The sequence below is a fragment of the Pseudoalteromonas sp. MMG007 genome (assembly GCF_018100985.1).
GTDB lineage: Bacteria > Pseudomonadota > Gammaproteobacteria > Enterobacterales > Alteromonadaceae > Pseudoalteromonas.
Window position 1 is genome coordinate 264,834 of record NZ_JAGJEI010000002.1, and the last position, 22,672, is coordinate 287,505.

At 38.6% G+C, this 22,672-nt stretch carries 21 protein-coding genes; 13 read left to right on the forward strand and 8 right to left on the reverse strand.

Annotated elements, in window-relative coordinates:
* The 3 genes from J8L71_RS05020 to J8L71_RS05030 all read left to right on the forward strand — a co-directional run bounded on the left by J8L71_RS05020 (nt 1) and on the right by J8L71_RS05030 (nt 3,747).
* Nucleotides 1-1,329 carry a GH1 family beta-glucosidase gene (locus tag J8L71_RS05020; RefSeq protein WP_210999553.1) on the forward strand — a complete coding sequence of 443 codons (1,329 nt, stop codon included), beginning with the start codon at nt 1-3 and terminating at the stop codon, nt 1,327-1,329.
* 27 nt (nt 1,330-1,356) lie between these two features.
* On the forward strand, nt 1,357-2,685 hold the full coding sequence (locus tag J8L71_RS05025) for an MFS transporter (RefSeq protein ID WP_210999554.1): 1,329 nt from the start codon (nt 1,357-1,359) through the stop codon (nt 2,683-2,685).
* A 63-nt stretch (nt 2,686-2,748) separates the two neighbouring features.
* Nucleotides 2,749-3,747: a LacI family DNA-binding transcriptional regulator gene (locus J8L71_RS05030; protein ID WP_210999555.1), complete on the forward strand. Its 999-nt coding sequence runs from the start codon at nt 2,749-2,751 to the stop codon at nt 3,745-3,747.
* A gap of 55 nt (nt 3,748-3,802) precedes the next feature.
* Here J8L71_RS05030 and J8L71_RS05035 read toward each other — a convergent pair whose 3' ends face one another.
* Nucleotides 3,803-4,471, reverse strand: a complete 669-nt coding sequence (locus J8L71_RS05035; RefSeq protein WP_210999556.1) for a DUF2987 domain-containing protein — start codon at nt 4,469-4,471, stop codon at nt 3,803-3,805.
* Nucleotides 4,464-5,270, reverse strand: coding sequence for a glucosaminidase domain-containing protein (locus J8L71_RS05040; protein WP_210999557.1), 807 nt, complete (start codon nt 5,268-5,270; stop codon nt 4,464-4,466). Before J8L71_RS05040 ends, J8L71_RS05035 begins: the two co-directional genes overlap by 8 nt.
* Before the next feature lie 174 nt (nt 5,271-5,444).
* On the opposite strand from J8L71_RS05040, the gene J8L71_RS05045 reads away from it, so the two are divergent.
* Entirely contained in the window at nt 5,445-6,737 is a 1,293-nt protein-coding gene (locus J8L71_RS05045; protein WP_210999558.1) for an anti-phage deoxyguanosine triphosphatase, read from the forward strand.
* Nucleotides 6,738-6,808: 71 nt separating this feature from the next.
* On the opposite strand, the gene J8L71_RS05050 is transcribed toward J8L71_RS05045, so the two are convergent.
* Nucleotides 6,809-8,965 (reverse strand): prolyl oligopeptidase family serine peptidase, encoded by a 2,157-nt coding sequence (locus J8L71_RS05050; protein WP_210999559.1) that lies wholly within the window; start codon nt 8,963-8,965, stop codon nt 6,809-6,811.
* A gap of 159 nt (nt 8,966-9,124) precedes the next feature.
* Here J8L71_RS05050 and J8L71_RS05055 point away from each other — a divergent pair, with 159 nt between their 5' ends.
* Both J8L71_RS05055 and J8L71_RS05060 read left to right on the forward strand, forming a co-directional pair.
* Nucleotides 9,125-9,436 carry a DUF962 domain-containing protein gene (locus J8L71_RS05055; RefSeq protein WP_210999560.1) on the forward strand — a complete coding sequence of 104 codons (312 nt, stop codon included), beginning with the start codon at nt 9,125-9,127 and terminating at the stop codon, nt 9,434-9,436.
* A gap of 532 nt (nt 9,437-9,968) precedes the next feature.
* Nucleotides 9,969-12,536 carry a TonB-dependent receptor gene (locus J8L71_RS05060; RefSeq protein ID WP_210999561.1) on the forward strand — a complete coding sequence of 856 codons (2,568 nt, stop codon included), beginning with the start codon at nt 9,969-9,971 and terminating at the stop codon, nt 12,534-12,536.
* Between the two features lie 80 nt (nt 12,537-12,616).
* Here J8L71_RS05060 and J8L71_RS05065 read toward each other — a convergent pair whose 3' ends face one another.
* The 3 genes from J8L71_RS05065 to J8L71_RS05075 form a co-directional block, all read right to left on the reverse strand.
* Nucleotides 12,617-13,618, reverse strand: a complete 1,002-nt coding sequence (locus J8L71_RS05065) for a branched-chain amino acid aminotransferase (RefSeq protein ID WP_348771784.1) — start codon at nt 13,616-13,618, stop codon at nt 12,617-12,619.
* Between the two features lie 192 nt (nt 13,619-13,810).
* Complete coding sequence (locus tag J8L71_RS05070) at nt 13,811-14,863, reverse strand: acyl-CoA desaturase (protein WP_210999563.1); 1,053 nt, start codon at nt 14,861-14,863, stop codon at nt 13,811-13,813.
* Nucleotides 14,860-15,903 carry an FAD-binding oxidoreductase gene (locus tag J8L71_RS05075; protein ID WP_210999659.1) on the reverse strand — a complete coding sequence of 348 codons (1,044 nt, stop codon included), beginning with the start codon at nt 15,901-15,903 and terminating at the stop codon, nt 14,860-14,862. The genes J8L71_RS05070 and J8L71_RS05075 overlap by 4 nt, the downstream gene beginning before the upstream one ends.
* A gap of 270 nt (nt 15,904-16,173) precedes the next feature.
* Between J8L71_RS05075 and J8L71_RS05080 the strand changes: the two genes are divergently transcribed.
* The 7 genes from J8L71_RS05080 to J8L71_RS05110 all read left to right on the forward strand — a co-directional run bounded on the left by J8L71_RS05080 (nt 16,174) and on the right by J8L71_RS05110 (nt 21,540).
* Nucleotides 16,174-17,349: a PQQ-dependent sugar dehydrogenase gene (locus J8L71_RS05080; protein WP_210999564.1), complete on the forward strand. Its 1,176-nt coding sequence runs from the start codon at nt 16,174-16,176 to the stop codon at nt 17,347-17,349.
* Between the two features lie 152 nt (nt 17,350-17,501).
* The gene (locus J8L71_RS05085; RefSeq protein WP_058548961.1) at nt 17,502-17,681 is read left to right on the forward strand and encodes a DUF6435 family protein; all 180 of its coding nucleotides are present in this window, start codon (nt 17,502-17,504) and stop codon (nt 17,679-17,681) included.
* A gap of 600 nt (nt 17,682-18,281) precedes the next feature.
* Complete coding sequence (locus J8L71_RS05090; RefSeq protein ID WP_210999565.1) at nt 18,282-19,295, forward strand: GTP pyrophosphokinase; 1,014 nt, start codon at nt 18,282-18,284, stop codon at nt 19,293-19,295.
* A 110-nt stretch (nt 19,296-19,405) separates the two neighbouring features.
* Complete coding sequence (locus tag J8L71_RS05095; RefSeq protein ID WP_210999566.1) at nt 19,406-19,942, forward strand: hypothetical protein; 537 nt, start codon at nt 19,406-19,408, stop codon at nt 19,940-19,942.
* 126 nt (nt 19,943-20,068) lie between these two features.
* Nucleotides 20,069-20,299 (forward strand): hypothetical protein, encoded by a 231-nt coding sequence (locus tag J8L71_RS05100; RefSeq protein ID WP_210999567.1) that lies wholly within the window; start codon nt 20,069-20,071, stop codon nt 20,297-20,299.
* Nucleotides 20,300-20,359: 60 nt separating this feature from the next.
* Nucleotides 20,360-20,959 carry a DUF6624 domain-containing protein gene (locus tag J8L71_RS05105; protein WP_247655199.1) on the forward strand — a complete coding sequence of 200 codons (600 nt, stop codon included), beginning with the start codon at nt 20,360-20,362 and terminating at the stop codon, nt 20,957-20,959.
* 143 nt (nt 20,960-21,102) lie between these two features.
* Entirely contained in the window at nt 21,103-21,540 is a 438-nt protein-coding gene (locus J8L71_RS05110) for a hypothetical protein (RefSeq protein WP_210999568.1), read from the forward strand.
* 38 nt (nt 21,541-21,578) lie between these two features.
* Here the strand turns inward: J8L71_RS05110 and J8L71_RS05115 are convergent, their stop codons facing one another.
* Nucleotides 21,579-22,031: a GNAT family N-acetyltransferase gene (locus J8L71_RS05115; protein WP_210999569.1), complete on the reverse strand. Its 453-nt coding sequence runs from the start codon at nt 22,029-22,031 to the stop codon at nt 21,579-21,581.
* A gap of 31 nt (nt 22,032-22,062) precedes the next feature.
* Complete coding sequence (locus J8L71_RS05120; RefSeq protein ID WP_210999570.1) at nt 22,063-22,653, reverse strand: DUF2238 domain-containing protein; 591 nt, start codon at nt 22,651-22,653, stop codon at nt 22,063-22,065.
* Between the last annotated feature and the right edge of the window lie 19 nt (nt 22,654-22,672).

Below are 22,672 nucleotides of genomic sequence, written 5' to 3' on the forward strand. Positions count from 1 at the left end.
ATGACAAAAATATCATTACCATCTCATTCACCTCTATTAACAAAAGAATTTGTTTATGGTGTCGCTACTGCATCATTTCAAATAGAAGGAGGTTATGAGCACCGCTTACCATGTATTTGGGATACATTTTGCGACACGAAAGGTAAAATTGCTGACAACTCGAATGGTCATATAGCCTGCGATCACTATAACAATTGGCAACAAGATATTGATTTAATCGAGTCATTAGGCGTAGATGCATACAGGCTTTCAATATCGTGGCCACGTGTTATTACGCGCTCAGGCAAACTTAATCCAGAAGGCGTTAAATTTTATACTGATATACTCGATGAACTAAATCGTCGGAATATAAAAGCCTTTGTAACACTTTACCATTGGGACTTACCACAGCATCTAGAAGATGAAGGTGGCTGGCTTAACAGACAAACAGCTTACGCATTTGAGCGATATGTTGAGTTAATTACCACCGCATTCGGAACGCGTGTATTTTCGTACGCTACATTAAATGAACCATTTTGTAGTGCTTTTTTAGGTTACGAAATTGGTATACATGCACCGGGTTTAGTAGGTAAACAATACGGTAAAAAAGCAGCACATCATTTATTACTTGCTCATGGTTTAGCTATGAAAGTACTTAATAAAACATCGCCTAGCACACAAAATGGCATAGTGCTTAATTTTACCCCGGCCTACCCGCTTACAGACTCGCAAGCAGATATAGACAGTGCCAAATACGCTGATGACTATTTTAATCAGTGGTACATGAAGCCGATTATGGATGGAGAATATCCAGACATAATAAACCAATTACCTAAAGATCATTTACCTGAGATACACCCAGGTGACATGGCATTAATTTCGCAGTCTATCGATTATTTAGGCATTAACTTTTATACTCGCCAAGTATATAAAGCACACCCTACTCAAATATATGAAGCAATAGCACCAAATGGTCCGCTTACTGATATGGGCTGGGAAATTTACCCGCAATCATTCACTGAATTACTTGTTGATTTACATAAAACGTACACGTTACCACCAATGTATATAACAGAAAATGGTGCTGCCATGCCAGATACCATAAATAATGGGGTGGTAAACGATCAAGACAGACTTAACTACTACAACATGCATTTAAATGCTGTTCATAATGCAACCGAGCAAGGGGTCAAAATTATTGGTTACTTTGCATGGAGTTTAATGGATAATTTTGAATGGGCTGAAGGGTATTTAAAACGCTTTGGCATAGTATACGTTGATTATGAAACCCAACAACGTACTATTAAAGCAAGTGGCCACGCTTATAAATCACTTATTTCTAATCGATAAAATAAAAATAAAGCGGATAAAATCAACATGGTAAGTGTAAAAGAAAAAATAGCATATGGCCTTGGCGATACCGCCAGCAATATTATTTTTCAAACGGTTATGATGTTTTTAATGCTCTACTACACTGATGTAGTTGGGCTCTCGCCTGCGGTTGTAGGCACCATGTTTTTAGCAGTGCGTATTTTTGATGCCGTAACCGACCCCGTTATGGGTAACCTTGCCGACAAAACGCATACACGATGGGGGCATTTTCGTCCCTATTTATTATGGCTCGCCCTGCCTTTTGCCATTATTAGTATTTTGGCGTTTACCACTCCCGATTTAAAAGGCAATGATAAAATAATCTATGCTTTTACAACTTATACGTTACTTATGGTGGCATATACCGCTATAAATATTCCTTATTGCGCCCTAGGCGGTGTACTTACAAGCGATGCAAAAGAGCGCGTTACAATTCAGTCATATCGTTTTGTATTTGGCATGTTAGGCGGTGTTATTGTCGCAGGCTGTACCATGCCAATGGTTGACTATTTTGGCCAAGGCGATGCGGCTAAAGGCTATCAATACACCATGACCGCCATGAGTGTGTTAGGCCTTTTACTTTTTTTACTGTGTTTTTTTGGTACTAAAGAGCGAATACAGCAGCCAAAAGATCAGAACATTCCTTTTATAAAAAGTATTAAAGCACTAGTTAAAAACGATCAGTGGCGTACTCTGTGCCTTGCCGCATTTTTTTTACTAACCGGTCAAGTGTTAAGGCTTACCCTTGCCGTTTACTACGTAAAATATTATTTAGGCCGCGACGATTTAATTACCCTATTTATGACCTTAGGTGTTGCAGCTAGCATGCTTGGCTGTGCATTAGCACAACCTCTGGCAAAGCGTTTTTGTAAAATAAAAGCTTATATTAGCTTACAACTCATTGCCGCTGCTATTTGTGGGTTTAGTTACTTTATTAGTAAAGACTCTTTAGTACTGGCATTTACAGCCTTTATTTTATGGAAGTTCTTTTTAGACATGGCCACGCCTTTATTATGGGCAAAAATGGCCGACACCATAGATTATGGGCATAAAAAAACGGGAATACGCATAACAGGCTTAGTGTATTCCGGCGTAATATTTTTTATAAAAATGGGCGTCGCTGTTGGTGGTGCAATTGCAGGATGGCTACTGTCTTTTTACAGCTATCAGGCAGATGTAACACAAACCATTGATACTCAAAATGGTATTTTACTTTCGTTTACCGTGCTTCCAGCCTTTGGCTCGTTATTTGTAGCGTTTGTTATGCGTAAATATACGCTCAGTAACACACAGGTCGAGTCTATTCAGGCATCGCTGAAAACTAGTACTAGTTAACATTTTACGGGTGCGCTATTATTTGGCCGCCAAAATAAAGGATATAAGTGAGTTAACAATAACATGGCCACAATTTATGAAGTGTCAGAACTTGCAGGGGTATCATTAGCGACTGTTTCACGAGTCATGAATAAAAATACCCGCGTAAGTGAAAAAACCACTAAAAAAGTACTCGATGCTATGCAGCAGCTTGGTTACAAGCCTAATTCTATTGCGCAATCGCTTGCTTCTAACCGCACTAATAGTGTGGGCATTTTGGTTTCAGAACTACATGGCCCTTTCTTTGCGCAAATGATGGCAGGAATAGAATCTGCACTTAGAGCTGCCGGAAAGCACGTCATTATTACCACAGGCCACAGTGAAGACGATAAAGAAAAAGACGGTATTGAATTTTTAATTAGCCGTAAGTGCGATGCGCTTATATTACATGTAGAGTCAGTATCTGACGAATACCTTATTGAACTCAGTAAAGGCAGCACGCCTATTTACTTAATTAACCGCTACTTAGATGAGCTTAAAGACAACTGTATTAGCCTTGATAACGAACTGGGTGGCTACTTAGCGAGTAAATCTATAGTTGAGCAAGGTCATACTAATATTGCCTATATTGCAGGTCCTCAAGTCAAAGCCGATGCTCGCAACCGCTTAAAAGGACATAAAAAGGCACTTTTAGAAAAAAACATTCCGTTCAACGATGCATTGTTTTACGAGGGTGACTTTAATGAAGTTGGCGGTAGCAAAGGTCTTGAGCACTTATTAAACACTCAACTCCCCTTTAGCGCTTTAGTATGTGCTAATGATGAAATGGCGTCAGGTGCTATGAAGTATGCCCGCGAACATGGCTTTAATTTACCCAAAGACTTGTCGGTAATTGGTTTTGATAACGTTATTTTTGCAAATTACCTGTACCCAACTCTCACTACAATAGATAACCCGGTTGAAGAAATGGGAGAAATGGCAGCAAAAATGGTACTTCAAAATGTGTATCAGTATAAAAACTTATATATAAATCGCGTATTTGAGCCAACACTTATTAACCGAGATTCTACGCAAGCGTTATAAAAATAAAATAAAAAACGGCGCAAAAGCGCCGTTTTTTGTATGTAGTGTTAAAGACTTACTTTGCAATCCAAGGCGTTACTTTAACTACATTATTAATATTACCTAGTATGGTTGCATCGTCTTCCCAGTCATCTTCAACTGCAAAGTAACAAACTGATTTTTCACACTTAATATTTTTGTCAGCTAATTCTGTTGGTGCATTAAATGTAACTGCGACACCTTGTTGCTCTGGCAATAAAAACCACATTAGCTTACTTACAAAAAAACCTGATAAATCAGTTAATAACTCATCTAATTCTGTATTAATGGTATATAAGGATTGCTTAGAAAGGGTCAGCCCTTCAAGCTCATTTGCTTCTATTTGCAATTTAAGTTGGCAATCATGATTGGGGTTTTGCGGCTCTACAACAATAACAGCTTTATCGGTATCGAGCTGTTTATCAAACGGTAAAAGCAATTGCGCTTTATCGGTAAAATTAAGCGGGTATTCGTTGTTTTCAGTTAAAATTGTGCCGCTTTTTATTGCGCACGCTTCGTTGGTCGCAATATCGCTAATGTAAAAGTTGACTCGTGCATATTGAAAATCGCCTTTATTTACCACCTTTAACCGATCGTAAAATCCATCATACGACATAACAAATTCTTTAGCGTTAACGTTTAGTGCGACAGCACTTAGCAATAATAGCGATATAGCTTTAGTGCTTTTTATAATACTTTTATTCATCAAAGTAAGCTCTGTTTTGGTTAATCATTGTGTTTAGCTCTTCTATATAAGCTTCGCCACGCTGTGAGTACGACATTAAACCGCGTGTTAACTCTGTAGCCAAAATTGGCTTTTGCTCTAAACGTAAGTTTGCACGTATGGCACGTAACTCTTTATAAGCATTGTGAGTATTTATATTTTTAAAGTATGCACTAACAGCAGCACGTACCGACTTAAACGCAGCAACTTCGTGTGCAGCCCCTGTATTTCTGCGCTTTGGCACCATGCCACAGCCTTTTGAGTAACACCACTGGCCAAAAAAGTTAAGGCCTATGCGTGCAAATCGTGAAGTCCCCCACGCCGATTCATTCGCTGCTTGCATTAGCGCAAGCTCTTTAGGAATAATATCCACACGGCGCAGCGCTTGAGTAATATTAAGCGTATTAACCGTTTGTGGTAAACCATACGACTTTAATATTTGAGCCGCATCGTTATTTTGTTTTTTCAAAAGAGGTTCGTTATTTTCAAGCATCATACGAACAATTTCTAATTTTGCACGTTGCTGTAATATTTTTTTATTTTCAGCATCTACATGGGGTCGAATAAAGCTAAAAAAGGCATGCTTTTTTTCTTTTACATCAGCAAATTCCGAAAACTTAGGCAGTTTAACGTTATGAAGTGGCTTTTCTATTTTCTTAACTTTTTTAGGTTGTTCAGATGTTTGCTCGTCTAAATCAATGTCACCACTTTGTATAAACGGGTAAGCAAGAGCCCAAACAAAAAATACAGTTAGTAAAAGCTTAAAAATCGTTTTTAACATCTATTCTCTCTATCAAACTTAGTTATGTATGGGTGATACACATACATACGGACGCGCATTATACCTAAGCCACTTTATAAAGGCGAATAGCGTACTTTGTTCATTCGCAATTTATAACTGCAAAGGTATACTGAGCCAATACCGTGTTTAATGACGTTTTGTGAGTAAAGCAGTATGGATAAACAATGGCAAAGTAGAATAATAGAACAATATAAACATCGCCCAAACGATAACCGCTCTCCCTGGCAGGTAGATCGTTCTCGTATTATTCATGCTGCAGCATTTAGGCGCTTACAAGCCAAAACTCAAATTATGGGGATTGGCCTAAACGACTTTTACCGTACTCGTTTAACACATTCTTTAGAGGTATCGCAAATTGGTACCGGCATACTGCGCCATTTAAGAGCTCAGCACAGTGATTTTGAGCACTTTCCTTCAACAGGGCTACTCGAAACCTTATGCTTAGCTCACGATATAGGCCACCCGCCATTCGGCCACGGCGGCGAAATAGCCCTGAATTATATGATGCGAGATCACGGCGGTTTTGAAGGCAACGCGCAAACATTACGTATTGTTGCAAAGCTTGAGCCCTACTCGAACGGCCATGGCATGAACTTAACACGCCGTACTTTGCTTGGTTTTATCAAGTACCCTGCTTTCATTAACGAGCTATGGCACACCATTCCAGAGGCAAATAACACACGCGCATTTATTAAAGCGGATGAATGGCGTCCTGCCAAAGGATTGTATAACGATGATTGCGCTATATTTAACTGGATCATAGAGCCGCTAAGCCAAAGCGATAAACAGCTTTTAAGTAACAATGCACCTATAGATAAATACCGCGCTAAAACAACATATAAATCACTCGACAGCGCAATAATGGAACACGCTGACGATATAGCCTACGCAGTGCATGACTTAGAAGATGCAATAGCTACGCAAGTACTCACATTAGATGATTGGCAAACGCATGCGATTCCTCATTTAAAAGCGCTTAAATATGAGTGGTTAAACGCCATACTTGAATCTCTCACGCAGCGTTTATTTTCAAAAAATGACTTTGAACGAAAAGATGCAATAGGCGAGCTGGTTAATACCTTTATTATTAATATACAGTTAGATATACAAAACGATGCATTTGAATGCCCTATTTTAAAATACACCGCAAAGTTAAACGAGCAGTACGAGCAAGTGCTACAAATACTCAAACACTTTGTGTTTCAGCGCTTAATACGCGACCCCGAAATGCAACAAATTGAGTTTAAAGGCCAAAATTTACTTATAGAGTTATTTACTGCGTTTGCAAGCGACCCGCTGCGTTTATTACCCGAAACAACTCAAGCACTTTATATAGACGCTGAAAAACAAAACCAAGGCATGCGCATAATATGCGACTATCTTAGTGGTATGAGCGACGAATACGCTTATAAAACCTATCAGCGTTTATTTTCACCAGTGCAGTAATAATAGTGCTAATTTAAAAAGGCCGAGTAAATTAAATTTACTCGGCCTTTTTGCTTAGCTAGTCAGCGCTTTTATAACGACTCTATGCCCATGTTATATAGCGTAAAACCAAATATATCAGCGTATTGCTCAATTACCTTACTTGTTGGCGTACCAGCGCCATGCCCTGCATTTGTTTCTATTCGAATAAGTGCTGGATTACTCCCCGTTTGCTTTGCTTGAAGCTCAGCGGCAAATTTAAACGAATGCGATGGGACAACGCGGTCATCATGATCGCCCGTAGTGATCATTGTAGCTGGGTACTCAACACCTGCTTTTACATTATGAAGTGGTGAATACCCCTTTATGTATTCAAACATCTCTTTACTTTGCTCACTGGTGCCATAGTCGTATGCCCAGCCAGCACCCGCAGTAAATGTATGATAGCGCAGCATATCAAGTACACCTACGGCAGGTAGAGCCACTTGAAATAAATCAGGGCGCTGCGTCATTACAGCGCCAACTAGTAAGCCTCCGTTAGAGCCACCACGAAGTGCTAAACGCTTTTTAGAGGTGTATTTTTTATCTTTTAAATATTCAGCTGCGGCAATAAAGTCATCAAACACATTCTGCTTTTGAAGTTTTGTTCCTGCATTGTGCCAGTCTTTACCGTATTCGCCGCCACCACGAATATTAGCAACGGCATATACACCGCCTTGCTCAAGCCAAAGTGCATTAACAGGGCTAAAACTTGGCGTTAAACTTACATTAAAACCACCGTAACCATATAAAATAGCTGGGTTTGACCCATCTAGTTCAATACCTTTTTTATAGGTAATGACCATTGGTATTTTAGTGCCGTCTTTTGATGTGTAAAACACTTGCTCAGAGGTGTAATCATCGCTATTAAAATCAATAGCCGACTTACGATAAACACCCGACTCGCCAGTTGATACATCAAATGTATAGGTTGTGCCCGGTGTTGTGTAATTAGTGAATGAGTAATAAAGCGTTGTTTGATCTTTTTTACCACCAAACCCACGTGCAGTACCTACAGCCGGTAAGGCAATTTCACGAATTAACTCACCTTTTTTGTTGTACTGTTTAACCTTCGAGATCGCATCAACCATATAATTGGCAAAAAAGGTATCGCCACCTTTTGTAAGGTTTAATACGTTTTTTGTCTCTGGAATTAAATCGACCCAGTTGTCAGGTGTTGGATTGCCAGCATCCACTGTCACTACTTTCTTGTTTGGCGCATTAAGGTTAGTAACGATGAATAGCCTGCTGCCTTCATTATCAATCACTGATACATCTGAATCAGTATTATCAACAACCGTTACAAATTCGCTGTTCTCTTTTGTTAAATCTTTTATAAACAGCTTATTGCCTGAGGTAGACGTACTTGCCGATATAAGTAAGTAATGACCATCATGGGTTACGTCAGCGCCAACATAACGATGTTTTTGCGCATCGGTTTCACCAAATACCACAATATCATCAGATTGCTTTGTTCCTAACTTATGATAATACGCTTTATGCTGATCAGTTTTAGCCGAAAGCTCACTACCTTTAGGTTTTTCGTAACTTGAATAATAAAAGCCCTCGTTACCTAGCCATTCTATGCCGCTAAACTTAACATCAACAAGTGCTTCTTCGACTTGCTCTTTAGTATGAGTATCAATAACAATAATTTTGCGCCAATCACTGCCACCTTCAGATATTTGATACGCTAGTAATGAGCCATCTTTTGAAAACGATAAACCCGACATCGACGTCGTACCATCGTCACTAAATTTGTTTGGATCTAAAAATACTTCAACGTCGCCACCATCTTTACTGCGATACAAAACATATTGGTTTTGTAGTCCATCGTTTTTGTAAAAATAGGTGTAATCCCCTTCAGTGAAAGGAGGGCCTATTTTTTCGTAGTTCATTAGTTTTTCAAGGCGCTGCTTTAACTTATCGCGATAAGGTATTTGCTCTAAATAAGAAAACGTTAAATTGTTTTGCGTTTTAACCCAATCAGCGGTCTCTTCGCTCATATCATCTTCTAGCCAGCGATAAGGGTCTGCAATAGTTTCTTCAAAATAGGTATCTACTACGTCACCTTTTTTTGTTTCTGGGTATATAACTGCGTTAACTTGTTTCATAGGTGATTTTACTTCTTCTTGCGTTACCGTATTGGTTGGCTCTGAACAGCCACTAAGTGCTACAAGTAGAGCACATGCTAGAGTATGTTTAAACATTAGGAGTTCCGTTCTTCTTTATTATAAATAGTAGCCTTAAGCTATTAACTTTGAGTGCTTTTGTCTATTCAGATGCGTTATGTAACATTTATTGCTGTAAACAAATGTAAACTTAGGCTTTAATTGTATTTATAATTAATAACAATAAAAGACTACATTATGAAAAACGAACACACGTTTAAAAGCTTTAAAGTATTTTACCCTTATTATTTAAAAGAGCATCGTAATGTTACCTGCCGCCGTTTACACTTTGTGGGCAGCGTACTTGTACTTGCCGTTATCGTAATTGCGCTATTAAAACAGCAATATAGCCTATTATGGTTATTGCCTGTTATTGGCTACGGGTTTGCTTGGGTTGGGCACTTCTTTTTTGAAAAAAACCGCCCTGCAACTTTTAAACACCCTTTTTATAGTTTGTGGGGAGATTGGGTCATGTTTAAAGATATGCTAACAGGCAAGATAAAATTTTAGCTTATTTTTATATCAATTTTTTATAAAAAAGCAATTTCCTCTATGTTTAAAATATAGTCATCTATTTCAGCGTACTTATTTTTTTAACGACCCATAAATGTTAATTTAATTAACATTTATGGGTCGTTTTTTATTTTTATGTTTAAAATTTATTTATAATCAGTTCTTAATTAATTGCCAAGCCAATAAAAATACACCTTCACGAATAAATACCTTAAGTTATCTCCTCATCTTACCAGTTAATTAAACGTTAACCTGCCTTTGTTAAAATAACTTATTTCCCATCAGTAACTTACACATCTCTATTTCTATATAACTAAAATCACTTTGAATATAAGAATTAGTAAAATGTAATTATAAAAACATTCAGTTTAATTGAATGTTATTCAATTGACTCAGTTTGTTAATGCCGTATATGTTCTAAGTAACAAAGCAATTTGTTAAAAACAGGCTTACATAAAAGCCTTGGTAAATTCTAAAGATTTACTTATACAACAACAAAATAATTCAATGGGTTTGAGGGAAAAACAACATGAATAAAAGACCATTATTTAAATTACAACAAACTGCACCACAAAAACTGCTGGCGTTAAGCGTATCAGCAGCCTTACTGGGTAGTTTTTCAATTAAAGCAGCAGAGCAAGAGCCACAAGCACAAAAAGACATAGAACAAATAAGCGTTATTGGTTCTCGCCGTTTAGGTCGCACAGTTGAAGATAGCGCGGTGCCTATTGATATTATTGGTGCCGATGCACTTAAAAGCTCAGGCCTTACCGAAACAAACGCATTATTAAGTAACTTATTACCAAGCTTTAACTTTCCGCAGGCATCTCTTACCGATGGTAGTGATCACGTACGCCCTGCACAGCTTCGTGGTTTAGCACCCGATCACACTCTAGTACTTGTAAATGGTAAACGCCGTCACAGTAATGCATTACTAAATCTAAATGGCTCAACCGGTCGTGGCTCTTCCTCGGTAGATTTAAACGCTATACCAGCAAACGCTATTGAGCGCATTGAAGTCTTACGCGATGGCGCCGCAGCGCAATATGGCTCTGATGCAATAGCGGGTGTTATTAATATTGTGCTTAAAAGTGCAAGCAGCGGCGGATCTGTCGCTGCAATTTATGGCGCAAATGTAACCGAAATGGACGGCGTACCTCAGCTTGAATCTGTATCTGAGGGTAGCGATGGTAATTTAGCATTTACCGAAGGCGGCGATCGCTCATTAACCGACGGACAAACTTTAACGCTTCAAGGTAATATGGGTTTTGAACTGGGTGAAAATGGCTTTTTGAACATCTCGACTGAATACCGCGATCGCCACTCTACAAACCGTTCAGACTACGATCAACGCGAAAACTACGATCGCTTAGATGATGGCTCACTCGACCCTCGTGAACTCACAGTAAACCGTTACAACCATAACTTTGGTAATGGTGATGTAGAAGATTTCTCTGTGTTTTATAACTCAGCGCTACAACTCACTAACGATGCAGAACTCTATTCATTTGGTTCTTACTCTAAACGTGAAGGTGAAGGTGGCGGGTTTTATCGCCGTGCAAGCGACAGCCGTAATATAGAAGAAATTTACCCAGACGGCTTTTTACCAGTGATCACCTCAGATATAAACGACTTTTCATTAGCACTTGGCGTTAAAGGTTTTTTAAGCGAATGGAATTACGATGTATCCGCAGTATATGGGCAAGATGCATTTGAGTTTGGTGTTATAAATAGCTTAAATACATCATACGGCCCTACTAGCCAAACAAGCTTTGATGCCGGCACCCTGACTTACGATCAACTTACTTTCAACGTAGATTTTAATCGTGAAGTAGACGTAAGCTTTTTAGAAAGCTCGGTAAGTGTTGCTTTTGGCGCAGAATATCGTACCGAAGGTTACGAAATTGAAGCAGGTGAAGAAGCGTCATACGCACAAGGGACATTTGGCCCAGGTGGTGAGGTTACTGGTGAAGATGGCCCGTTTGGTGCTGCAGGCTCACAAGTATTTCCAGGCTTTACCCCAGAGTCTGAAGGTGACAACAGCCGCCACAATGTTAGCTTTTACATAGATTTAGAAACCTACCTTACAGATGATTGGAACATAGCTGTTGCAGCGCGTTACGAAGATTACTCTGATTTTGGCGATACGCTCAATGGTAAAATTGCAACGCGTTATTCGCTCACTGAAGATTTAGCCATTCGTGCATCGGCATCAACAGGTTTTAGAGCGCCCTCTTTACAACAGCAATACTTTACATCTGTTGCAACAGTATTTGTTGATGGCGAGCCAACCGAAACAGGTACCTTCGCACCAAGTAGCGATGTAGCACAAGCCCTTGGCTCACCAGGTCTTGATGCAGAAGAAGCCACTAACTACGGTGTCGGCTTTACGTGGTCTACCGACTTTAACTTCAGCTTATCGGTTGATTACTATCAAATATTAATTGATGACCGTATTGTACTGTCTAACAATTTGTCGGGCGCTGCCATTGAAGAGCTATTAGCAGGCACTGGCGCAACACAGGGTCGTTTTTTCTTAAATGCGATTGATAGTAAAACACGTGGTGTTGATGTAGTTGCTTCGTACAATGTAGCAACCGATGGCTATGGCGATATTGCCTTTAACTTAGGCTACAACTACGGCAAAAACGAAGTAACAAATATTATTGATCCACCAGCCGAGCTACAAGGCGCTGGATTCGATCAAGACAACTTATTCTCAGGCACTGAGCTGCGTCGTTTTGAGGTAAGTACACCCCGTAACAAATACAATTTAAGTGCTACGTGGACTAACGATGATATACGAACCACGCTTAGAACAACCCGTTACGGCGAAACACAAGATCCATCATCAACGGCTGAACTAAATGAAGTGCTAAAACCAAAATGGATCACCGACTTAGACATCGGCTACGCGCTTACCAATAACGTATCGTTGAGCGTAGGTGCAAATAACATTTTTGACGTTTACCCAGATGCAACACGAGAAAACGTTGAAGAGCTATCAACCTTCTCCCGTTTATTTGCTTATTCAAGCTTTTCACCGTATGGATTTAACGGCCGCTACGTATACGGCAAAATTGAAATGAAGTTTTAAGCAATAAATTTTGTATAAAACACGCTAAAACACAAAAGCCACCAAATTGGTGGCTTTTTAATTTGCGCTTATCAAATCAATTAGATTTTAGTTAACCAACCATGTTTGTCTTCGCTTTTACCCCATTGAATGTCGTTCAATGCTTGTCGTAAACGAGCTGTAGTTGGGCCTGGCTCGCCGCTACCTACTTTGTATTCTTTATCGTTATGAATAAACGTACCTACAGCAGTAAGTACTGCAGCAGTGCCCGAAAGTGCAGCCTCTGTGCCTGGTTTAGCTGCGCGCTCTAGTAGCTCAGTAACACTAAAGTTACGCTCGCTTACCGTCATACCTAAATCTTTAGCTATGGTTAAAATACTATTACGCGTTACACCATGTAAAAACGTGCTATCAAGCGCTTTAGTAATAATTTCGTTGCCATCAATTAAAATAAAGTTAGCCGCGCCGGTTTCTTGTACGTCGCCACCTGGGCAAAATAAAATTTGATCTGCTTGATACTTTTCACGTGCAGCACTAATAGGTGCAAGTGCACTGGCATAGTTACCACCGCTTTTAACCATACCCATATGCGGTGCGCAGCGCATGCCGTCTTCTTCAAGTAACACTCTTAGTGCGGTGGCACCGCCTGCAAAGTAATCACCCACAGGCGATAATAACGTATATAAAATTGAGCTCATAGACGGTGCTGCCGCTTTACCAATTGCAGCCTCAGTGCCTATATGCGTAGGACGAATATACATAGAGCCTGGTGGTAATGGCGTTTCGTCTGCGTATTCACGCACTATATCTAAAATCATGTTTTTTAACATATCGCCATCAAAACTAGGTAAGCTCAACAAAGCCGAGCTTTGCTGCATACGGGCAATATTTGCATCCATTCTAAAAATATAAACAGAACCATCTTCACGACGAAAGGCCTTTAAGCCCTCAAAGCATGTGCTTGAATAATGAAGAACGTGCGCACCAGCATGAAGTTCAAGTTTATCGGAAGGGACAATTGAGCTTTCGCTCCATTGGTTATCAGAAAAACGAGCTTGAATCATCTGCGGCATAAACACGGTACCAAATGCGGCCATTTTAATCTCTCTTGTGTGGTCTATTTTTCTCCATTGTATGACATTCACACATCATTTAACCATAGCTAAAGTAAGGCTTTTTTAATTAACAAAAAGAATTTTTTGCAAGTGCTGTTTATAAATTAAACATATTGCTAAGCGCATACAAAAAAGCCGATTAATACATGGTTATTAATCGGCTCCTTAATGGCACACCATTTATTTGAACGAGTACCTAATAATACGTTTTAATACCGAGCTATACTGTTTAAAAAAACCACCTGTATGGTAATCAATACCGTGCTTTTGCATAACAGCTTGAACTTGTGGTGCCACTTCTTGATAGCGCGACGACGGCATATCAGGAAATAAATGATGCTCAATTTGGCAGCTCAAATGCCCAGTTAAAACATGAAACCAATGCGACCCTTTAATATTAGACGAGCCCAACACTTGGCGATAATACCACTGCCCTTGGGTTTCGTTTATACAGTCTTCTTCTTTAAAGGTTTCGGTGTCTTCGGTAAAGTGGCCACAAAATATTATGGTTGATGTCCATAAATTACGAATTAAGTTTGCCACTAAATTCCCCGCTAACACCCATAAAAATAAAGGCCCTGCAAGTAATGGGAATACCGCATAATCTTTAATTAACTGACGAGCGCCCTTACTAAAAAAACGTTGTTTTAAAGTCGCGTGCGATACACCCCCTTCGCGGTTTTCTTTCTTTTTACCAATAAACACGCGTTCAGCTGCCAGTTCGTGATACGACACCCCCCACTGAAACAGCACACTTAAATTAATATACGTAAAAAACTGCCATACATTTTTAAAGCGCCACTTAAAGTCATCACTTAAACGTAAAAGCCCATAACCAAAGTCTCTGTCTTTGCCAATAATATTAGTATACGTATGATGCTCAAAGTTATGTACGCGGTGCCAGCTTTGCCCGTCACAGGCTATATCCCACTCATAATGTTGTGAGTTAAGCTGTTTGTCGTTCATCCAATCGTATTGGCCGTGCATAACGTTATGGCCAATTTCCATATTGTCTAAAATTTTAGCAAGCGCTAATAACAGTACACCAGCAACCCACAGTAATGGCTGAATAAAACCAAGCATAAGTAAAATTCGCCCGCTCCATTCACACACTCGCTGTTTGCGTACAACAGAGCGAATGTAATCAGCATCCTGTTGCCCTACTTTGCCAAGCGTATCCATTTTTATAGCATCTAAATCGCTTGCAAGCTGATCAAAGTTTATATTTTTCATAATTGTAACTCCAAGTCGCTAACAGGTTGGCTTACACAAAGTTGAATTAATTGCTCGCCGTTATCACTCAGTTCACCTGTTTTTAAATTGCGCACCACGCCTGATTTTTTAATACATTGGCATTGATGGCAAATACCAATACCGCAGCCACGTTTGACCGGTAATTGTTTTACTTCAAACTGAGGCAATAAGGCATTATTGGCGCTTACTACATAGGCGCTGCTATTAAGCTGCACATTAAATTGGCTGTCGTCGTTTAACGTTGGCAGTGCTAAACCAAATGCCTCTTGGTAGTAATTTAAATCGTGCTTTATAGCAAAATCACTCACCGTTTTCATAAAGCCCGCTGGCCCACAACAGTATATATCTGGATTTTCCCATACATTAATGTTGCGAGTAATATCGCCTGACTGTTCACGCGTTAACAGTAAAAAAGAAAAATGTGAAAACTTGCCAGCAAGTTTACTTAGCTCATCGACACATTGATGCTCTGTGGCTTTAGCAAAATATATCAACGACACTTTTTGCGACGTAGTATTTAAATGCTCACTAAGCATGGCAAGCATTGGGGTTATACCTGAGCCACCAGCAATAAAAGTTGCTGCTTTTTGCGTGTTTTTGTAAATAAACTCACCACTAGGCGCCGAAATATTACACCACTCACCCACTCGTAGAGCACTGCTTAAAAGGCGTGTAAAGCGCCCTTGCTCATTAGTTTTAATTAATAAACGCACCAATCCCGTTGTTTTAAATTGCTCGGGGCTTGAGGCAACTGTAAATACCCGCGTGAGTAACCGGCCATTAATTTCTACGGTTAAACTAATATGTTGCCCAGCAGTATGTGCCTTCCAATGTTTACTTGGTTTAAGTAATACACTTAAAAAACTGCCATTTAATTCATCTATTTCAGCAACCTGCGCTCTAAATACATTAGCGCGCCATGCTGGTTTAAAAGCTTGCATGATAGGTTCTATGTAACCGGCAAAACTTTGATGGTGTAAAAACCATTTAGAAAATTGGTTTAATACCTGAGTCATCATCATGGATAAATCTCTACTTAAACTAAATTACTTTGACCGTACACGTGTACGCTCAAACTTCAGCGCACAAGTGTACGCTCAAAAATATTAATTTCAACCGTATTAGAGTAAATATTCAACTTTACTTAGCGTTAATTGATAAAACAGATTTGTGGTTAAAAGCCTTTTTATTAAAATAGGAATGTGTATTTTTCGTTCAACTCAACGCTTAACAAAATTATTTATGCCATGCTAAGGTTATGTAAGATCGGACTAATTTTGGAAGCCATTATGATCAACTCAGTACCACATAACACACTCCCTAAACTAATAATTGCGGGTTTAACTGTTGCAATACTTGGTATGTCTACACCAGTTAATGCTAATAATGACTATATAAAAAACTACAAACAGCTCGATGGTTTAGCGCTTAACGTTAACGCAGTAACAGCGGCAGAAGGTGTGGTTATACCTTGGGCTATTGAACCTTTAGCCAATGGTGATTTATTAATATCTGAGCGCAGTGGTGCATTATTTTTATTACCTAAAAATACCACCACATTAACTAAGGTTTCTGGGCTACCTATAATAGACGCAAATGGCCAAGGTGGATTGCTTGATTTAGCACTACATACCGACAGTAATCAAAATCAGTGGTTGTACTTTAGTTACTCAAGCAGTCAGGGCACAGGAAGTGGAAGTAACACCGCTATTATGCGCGCCAAGCTAAGTGATGATCATACGCAGTTATCTGATCAGCAATTACTATACAAAGGCGAACACAACAGTACTAAAGGCCAGCACTACGGCAGTCGTATTGTGTTTGATGACGAAGGTTATGTTTATTTTTCAATTGGCGATCGCGGTGCGCGTACTATAAACCCACAAGATCTAACCCGCGATGGCGGTAAAATTTATCGCTTACACGAAGATGGTCGTATCCCAAGTGATAATCCGTTTGTTAAACAAAAAAATGCAAAGCATGCAGTTTGGTCCTACGGGCACCGTAATCCACAGGGCATGTGGTTTGATAAACAAAATAATATTTTATGGTCTCACGAACACGGCCCTCGTGGCGGCGATGAGCTTAATATAATAAAAAAAGGCGCTAACTACGGATGGCCTTTAGTCAGTTATGGCGTTAACTACAGCGGTACCAAGTTTACCGACCTTAAAGAAAAAGACGGTATGCAATCGCCCGCATTACATTGGACCCCTTCAATTGCCCCTTCCGATATGTTGTATGTAACGAGTGATAAATACCCAAAGCTTAAAGGTAAACTATTACTAGCATCAATGAAATTTGCATTCATTAGCGCACTGGAACTCTCAAAAGGTAAGGTTGTTAAGCAATATAAAATACTCGATGGCATTGGCAGAGTACGCAGCTTAGCGCAAGGTGCTGATGGGTATATTTATTTAGGTATTGATGGCCAAGGTATTAAACGCCTGGAGCCAGAAACTTAAATTCCTTAAACATAAGCCTCTTAAACATCAAAGTATAATAAATACAGCGTTTGCCTTATTTAATAAGGTAAACGCCTTGCCACTAAAAGAACTATTTATCTCTTTGTAGCGTAGGATAGACTCATAACTGCTATTTATTAAAGAGAGTCACCATGTTTTCAATATTCAAATCAGACCCAACAAAAAAACTCCGCAAAGAGTACGACGCAAAATTAGAGCAAGGCATGCAAGCACAGCGCAAAGGCGATATTAAAAGTTACGCCATGCTAAGCGCAGAAGCCGAAAAAATCTGGAGTGAAATAGAAACTCTAGAGGCTAAAAAATCCAAATAATACCAATCGTGTTAAGTTATTAGACATTTATAGCAACGGATAAATAAAGTGATAACAAGGCATAAATTTCGACATGTAGTTGTTCTACATAAAAATTTATAACGCCGTTAACGCTTTATTTAGCACGTTAGAAAGGCTAAATATTTAAGTCGATTGGTATAAACATCGTGTCTGCCCTATTTAAAATGAAGGAAGACGCGTTTAGTAAATAATTCATCACCTTTTGTTTTAAAGCCTCCACCAGCCAAAAATCACCTTTTATAACATGCTTACATAAACAAGTGTGCTTAAGGCGATTACTCACGTTATTGCCACTGTTTTTAATGAATATTAAATGATTTAAAAAGTGTTTTGGTTTTCATTTTTAAAACTTTAGTTGCTGCATTTACTAAAGCGTTGAAGATTTTCCTCTTAAGTCAGAAAATAAGGACGCTTTCCTCTTTTTTGCATATTATTAAAAGAACAGCCCGACTAAAAGTTTAATACTCGCAATGTGTTACAAGATTTGTTATTAATATTAAAAATAATTAAGAGGACATACATTGCTCATAAAAAGAGGAAAGTGTCCTCTGATAAAGTTGTTAGCTTTCTAGGAGAGTCATGAGTAAGTACGAAGAATGGATTGATCAAATTATTCCTAAGCAAGAAAGGCTGACGGATGCCGTTGTCATGATAATGGATAATTTGCTGCGAGCAGAAGGAATAGAATATTTGTCTGTTAGTGGCCGTACTAAATCTAAACCCAGTATTTTAGATAAGCTCAAGCGAAAGGGATATAAAGACCCGTCTAGACAGTTAACCGACTTGTCAGGAATTCGGATTATTGTTTATTTCGAGTCAGATATTTCAAAATTAAGCGACCTCATTTCGAGATCTTTTAACATTGATCATGATAATTCGCTTAATCAGGATGAAAGACTTTCCGTAGATCAAATAGGTTACAGGTCTGTACACTTTGTATGTGATCTTGGAAAGGAAAGGGTGAAGCTTCCGGAGTTCTCTGGCCTAGAAGGCTTAAAGTTTGAATTTCAAGTTAGAACTATACTACAACACGCATGGGCTGAACTTGCGCATGATAGAAACTACAAGTTTTCAGGAAAACTTCCGCCAGATATCGAAAGAAATCTGTTCCTTTATGCTGGCATGCTAGAGATAGCTGATAAAGGGTTTGACGAGCTATCTAGAAAAATCGATGCCTACATTGAAACAGTCCATGATCGTGCAGATAAAGGCGAGCTGGACTTTGGTTTAGACTCTATTAGCCTACCTGAATTTGTAGAGAGCTGGGCTAAAAACCAAGGGATCGCTCTTGAAGACTATCCCCACAAAATCGAATACGCCAAATTACTCGAAGAGCTTAACGCAATTGATATAAGCAAGGCTTCTGAGCTTCAAGAAATTATCCCTAAAAACTACTCAGATATTTATAAATCTGAAAATCATTTAACCACAATATATGGAGTAGTTCGTGATTGGATGCTCATTTCTGACTGGCGGAAATTTTTAGAAAGAGTTAATCCTGATTGGGTAATGACCAAAGAGCATATTTTTGAGCACTTTTTCAAGCCTGATGAGCTTGAAGAGTTTTGCAATTCGTTTGAATGGGATGAGTAATTGTTAGAAGAAAGCTAACAAGTCAATGCAGCCGACCGCTAACGCGGCAGCTGATTGAGGCGTTTGTGCTTCAATAAGTCTGAGAATTACTCAAGCAAGGAGAGAGTATTTTGACATTAGATGAATACAGAAAAGAATTTGAACAATCTTCAAACAGATCTATTTCAATGCCAGTTGCTGGAACCATTATTTGGACTTTAGTTGGGCTTTTAAGTACACAATTTAGCGCAAATATCTCTATTTATATTTTACTTTTTTCAACAGGCGGGATTTTTCCTATAGCTTTATTAATTGCTAAATTTAGGAAAGAGAACTTAATTTCCTCATCCAACCCTTTAGCGAAACTAATGGGTCTATGCATCTTAATGGTCAATCTTCTTTGGGTAGTCCATATACCATTACTTTTAAATGCACCTGAATTTGTTCCTTTGAGTTTAGGCGTTGGATTAGGACTTCATTGGGTAGTATATTCTTGGATCGTTAAACACCCTGTTGGCTTAATTCATGCTGTGCTAAGAAGTATTTTAATTGTAGCAGCTTGGTATTTATTCCCTAACAGTATTATTTTAGCTATCTCTTGCGTTATTGTTTTAACTTATTTGATAAGTATTTATCAAATGTTAACCAGAGATATATCAAGCACATAACAAGGCAAATAAAGCGGGACTGCTATCAGTTTGCTCGGTTTCGCTCCGCTTCACATTTAGCAAACTATTAATAAGTTCCTTATTTGGGTCCTGTGTACTAAAGTAGATACTGAGGAAGTAGAGAGTATGTCTAAATGGAGAAAGCTTGGGACGTGGTTAATGTTAGTTATTGCTTTGGTCGTGTTTTTGGCTGCTATATTTGTAATCGGTTCAACAATTGGAAGAATGTACGTATTAGGCTCTATTGAACTATCTATTCCTCAAATCGGAATCATATGTGCTGGAATCACTTCTGTATCTGTTTTTGTACGTTGCGTTAAAAAATTGAAAAGCCGCTCTGAGTTAGCACATACATAATAAAAAAATTAAGTTAGTCCGCTGTGCGGGCTGGGACGCATATATACAAGGAGAGTTCAATTGATTCGTCACCCACTTCTACTGTTGTTAATACCTTTTTATACTTTTGCCGAAGTTAACCTTCCTCTGCAAAAAGAATTAATTGAAATGGAGGTCGAAGATCAAAATATTCGGAATGAAATAGGAGAAGCAGGGTGGCAAAAGCCACCGAAAGCTCTCTTAGAAAAAATGATGCAAATAGATAAGAGTAATACAGAAAAACTTAAAGCTATTATTAAAAAACATTCATGGGTTACAACGGATTTAGTCGGAGTTAAGGGAGTTGGAGCGGCTTTTTTGGTCATCCAGCATTCACCTAATATGGCATTTAAAGAAAAAATGCTCCCTTATCTAAAAAAGTCATATTTGAATGGCGAAGGTGTTAGTGGGCAACAAGTTGCTCTTTTAACAGATAGAGTTCTAACTGCAAAAGGAAAGAAACAAGTCTATGGTACTCAAGCTGACATAGTTGAAGGTAAGGTTGTGTTTCACCCTATAGAAGATGAGGTGAATGTAGATAAACGGCGTCAAGAAATGAAAATGCCCCCATTAGATTTTTACTTAAAGATAATGGAAAAAATGCACGGAATTAAAGACCACCCTGATATAGAGTTGAATTAATTCACATATTACAACTAACTAAAACAGGACAGCTAACAGTTGGATAAATACCGCTTCGCTGCACATTATAGTCAACAATTATCAGCCCTTAGTTGGGAGTTATTGCTACGTAGAGCCAATCTACTTTCAGCTCTGGAGCATAAATGAAAAAAGGATTTACGGGTATATTTGAAACTGACTCAGTACTTAAGACTCTCGTTTTATGTGTGCTAACTATAGGCTCTTATTTAATTTATAAGCTTTATCATTTTACAAGCCAAATCAATCATAATACCGAACTTAAAATATCTAACTTATTTATTACAACAACCATTGTTTTATTCGTTATTTCATTAGGTAGTTTAATTTATGGTTTAGCTAATTATTATGACCTTATGATTCTAAAAAGCTCAATTGGTATTCATGCTATATCTAGTGCTTTCGATGTAACTTGGATTGTCATGGTTCGTAATCGTATTAATTTAATAGCGGGCTCTAATAAAGGTGACAACCTTTGGTTAAATCCTTTTATTACATCAATTTTTCATGTTATTTATATGCAATATAAAATCAATCAAGGCTTGGCTAAAAAAGTAATATAACAAGCAAATAAACAGGGACAGTGCTCTTCCCCCATTCACTAGGTCTCACTATTATTTTTATCATACACATTTTCAGGATTTATTTGCATTAGAATTGCTGGGTTGTCTATCGGTTTAAACCCGTATTGTGCATAAAGACCATGCGCATCCGATGTCGCTAATAAAAAACGCCTAAGCCCTTGCAGATCAGGGTGTTCTACTATCGTTTTAACCAATAACTTGCTCAAGCCATTACCTTGCAAATCTGGGGCAATAAATACATCCGCTAAATAGGCAAAAGTGGCGTTGTCGGTTACTACGCGGGCAAAACCCACTTGCTCGTTATGTGCGCTGTAAACACCAAAGCACATTGAATTATCAATCGCTTTTTGCATCACGCTTTTAGGTATTCCTTTGGCCCAATAACTATTAGCAATAAAGTTATAAATAACGTTAAAGTTAAGCTTGCTTTTATCTGTGCTTATCGTGAAATTGTGGGTATTTACAGCCATAATCTATAGTCTTTTAGTAACAAAATTTGAATCAATAATCTTTAACATTTTTTAGCTGTTTATCGTGTACTTTTGAAAGCAGCAATAATGAGCAAATAGCCCCAAGTAACGCAATTCCCATATCAGATTGAGTATCCCATACGTAGCCTTGCGTACCTAAAAATGCCTCTGCGTTTTCACCGCTTAATATTGCAACCCACCACTCTATTAGTTCGTAAAAAGCACTAAACGCTAAACATATCGATACAACAAACACATTTAACCAACCTTTACCATTTACTACGTTTTTGCGTAGTAATATTTCACGCGCTAATAATGCAGGCACAAACCCTTGAAAAAAGTGCCCTACTTTGTCGTAGTTGTTACGTTCACTGTCAAATAAGTTATCAAACCATGGGACTTCGGCGTAGGTGTAATGCCCGCCAACCATTAGCACAATACAATGCGCTAGTATAAAGCCATATAAAATGGGGGTGAGTTTAAAGTGCTTATAGCTGCTTGCCATAAGCACTAAACCAATGATTGCGGGGATAACTTCAAGCAGCCAAGTAAACTGATCTTTTGGGTTAATACCAGACCAAATTAATACAATAAAAAACAGGCCAAGCCATAAATACTTCATTTAGAATCCTTGTCTAAAC

What these genes read in the sequence shown, in the direction of transcription:
- J8L71_RS05020 (WP_210999553.1), top strand. Translation starts at nt 1, where the DNA reads ATGACAAAAATATCATTACCATCTCATTCACCTCTATTAACAAAAGAA.
- J8L71_RS05025 (WP_210999554.1), top strand. Translation starts at nt 1,357, where the DNA reads ATGGTAAGTGTAAAAGAAAAAATAGCATATGGCCTTGGCGATACCGCC.
- J8L71_RS05030 (WP_210999555.1), top strand. Translation starts at nt 2,749, where the DNA reads ATGGCCACAATTTATGAAGTGTCAGAACTTGCAGGGGTATCATTAGCG.
- J8L71_RS05035 (WP_210999556.1), bottom strand. Translation starts at nt 4,471, where the DNA reads ATGAATAAAAGTATTATAAAAAGCACTAAAGCTATATCGCTATTATTG.
- J8L71_RS05040 (WP_210999557.1), bottom strand. Translation starts at nt 5,270, where the DNA reads ATGTTAAAAACGATTTTTAAGCTTTTACTAACTGTATTTTTTGTTTGG.
- J8L71_RS05045 (WP_210999558.1), top strand. Translation starts at nt 5,445, where the DNA reads ATGGATAAACAATGGCAAAGTAGAATAATAGAACAATATAAACATCGC.
- J8L71_RS05050 (WP_210999559.1), bottom strand. Translation starts at nt 8,965, where the DNA reads ATGTTTAAACATACTCTAGCATGTGCTCTACTTGTAGCACTTAGTGGC.
- J8L71_RS05055 (WP_210999560.1), top strand. Translation starts at nt 9,125, where the DNA reads ATGAAAAACGAACACACGTTTAAAAGCTTTAAAGTATTTTACCCTTAT.
- J8L71_RS05060 (WP_210999561.1), top strand. Translation starts at nt 9,969, where the DNA reads ATGAATAAAAGACCATTATTTAAATTACAACAAACTGCACCACAAAAA.
- J8L71_RS05070 (WP_210999563.1), bottom strand. Translation starts at nt 14,863, where the DNA reads ATGAAAAATATAAACTTTGATCAGCTTGCAAGCGATTTAGATGCTATA.
- J8L71_RS05075 (WP_210999659.1), bottom strand. Translation starts at nt 15,903, where the DNA reads ATGATGACTCAGGTATTAAACCAATTTTCTAAATGGTTTTTACACCAT.
- J8L71_RS05080 (WP_210999564.1), top strand. Translation starts at nt 16,174, where the DNA reads ATGATCAACTCAGTACCACATAACACACTCCCTAAACTAATAATTGCG.
- J8L71_RS05085 (WP_058548961.1), top strand. Translation starts at nt 17,502, where the DNA reads ATGTTTTCAATATTCAAATCAGACCCAACAAAAAAACTCCGCAAAGAG.
- J8L71_RS05090 (WP_210999565.1), top strand. Translation starts at nt 18,282, where the DNA reads ATGAGTAAGTACGAAGAATGGATTGATCAAATTATTCCTAAGCAAGAA.
- J8L71_RS05100 (WP_210999567.1), top strand. Translation starts at nt 20,069, where the DNA reads ATGTCTAAATGGAGAAAGCTTGGGACGTGGTTAATGTTAGTTATTGCT.
- J8L71_RS05110 (WP_210999568.1), top strand. Translation starts at nt 21,103, where the DNA reads ATGAAAAAAGGATTTACGGGTATATTTGAAACTGACTCAGTACTTAAG.
- J8L71_RS05115 (WP_210999569.1), bottom strand. Translation starts at nt 22,031, where the DNA reads ATGGCTGTAAATACCCACAATTTCACGATAAGCACAGATAAAAGCAAG.
- J8L71_RS05120 (WP_210999570.1), bottom strand. Translation starts at nt 22,653, where the DNA reads ATGAAGTATTTATGGCTTGGCCTGTTTTTTATTGTATTAATTTGGTCT.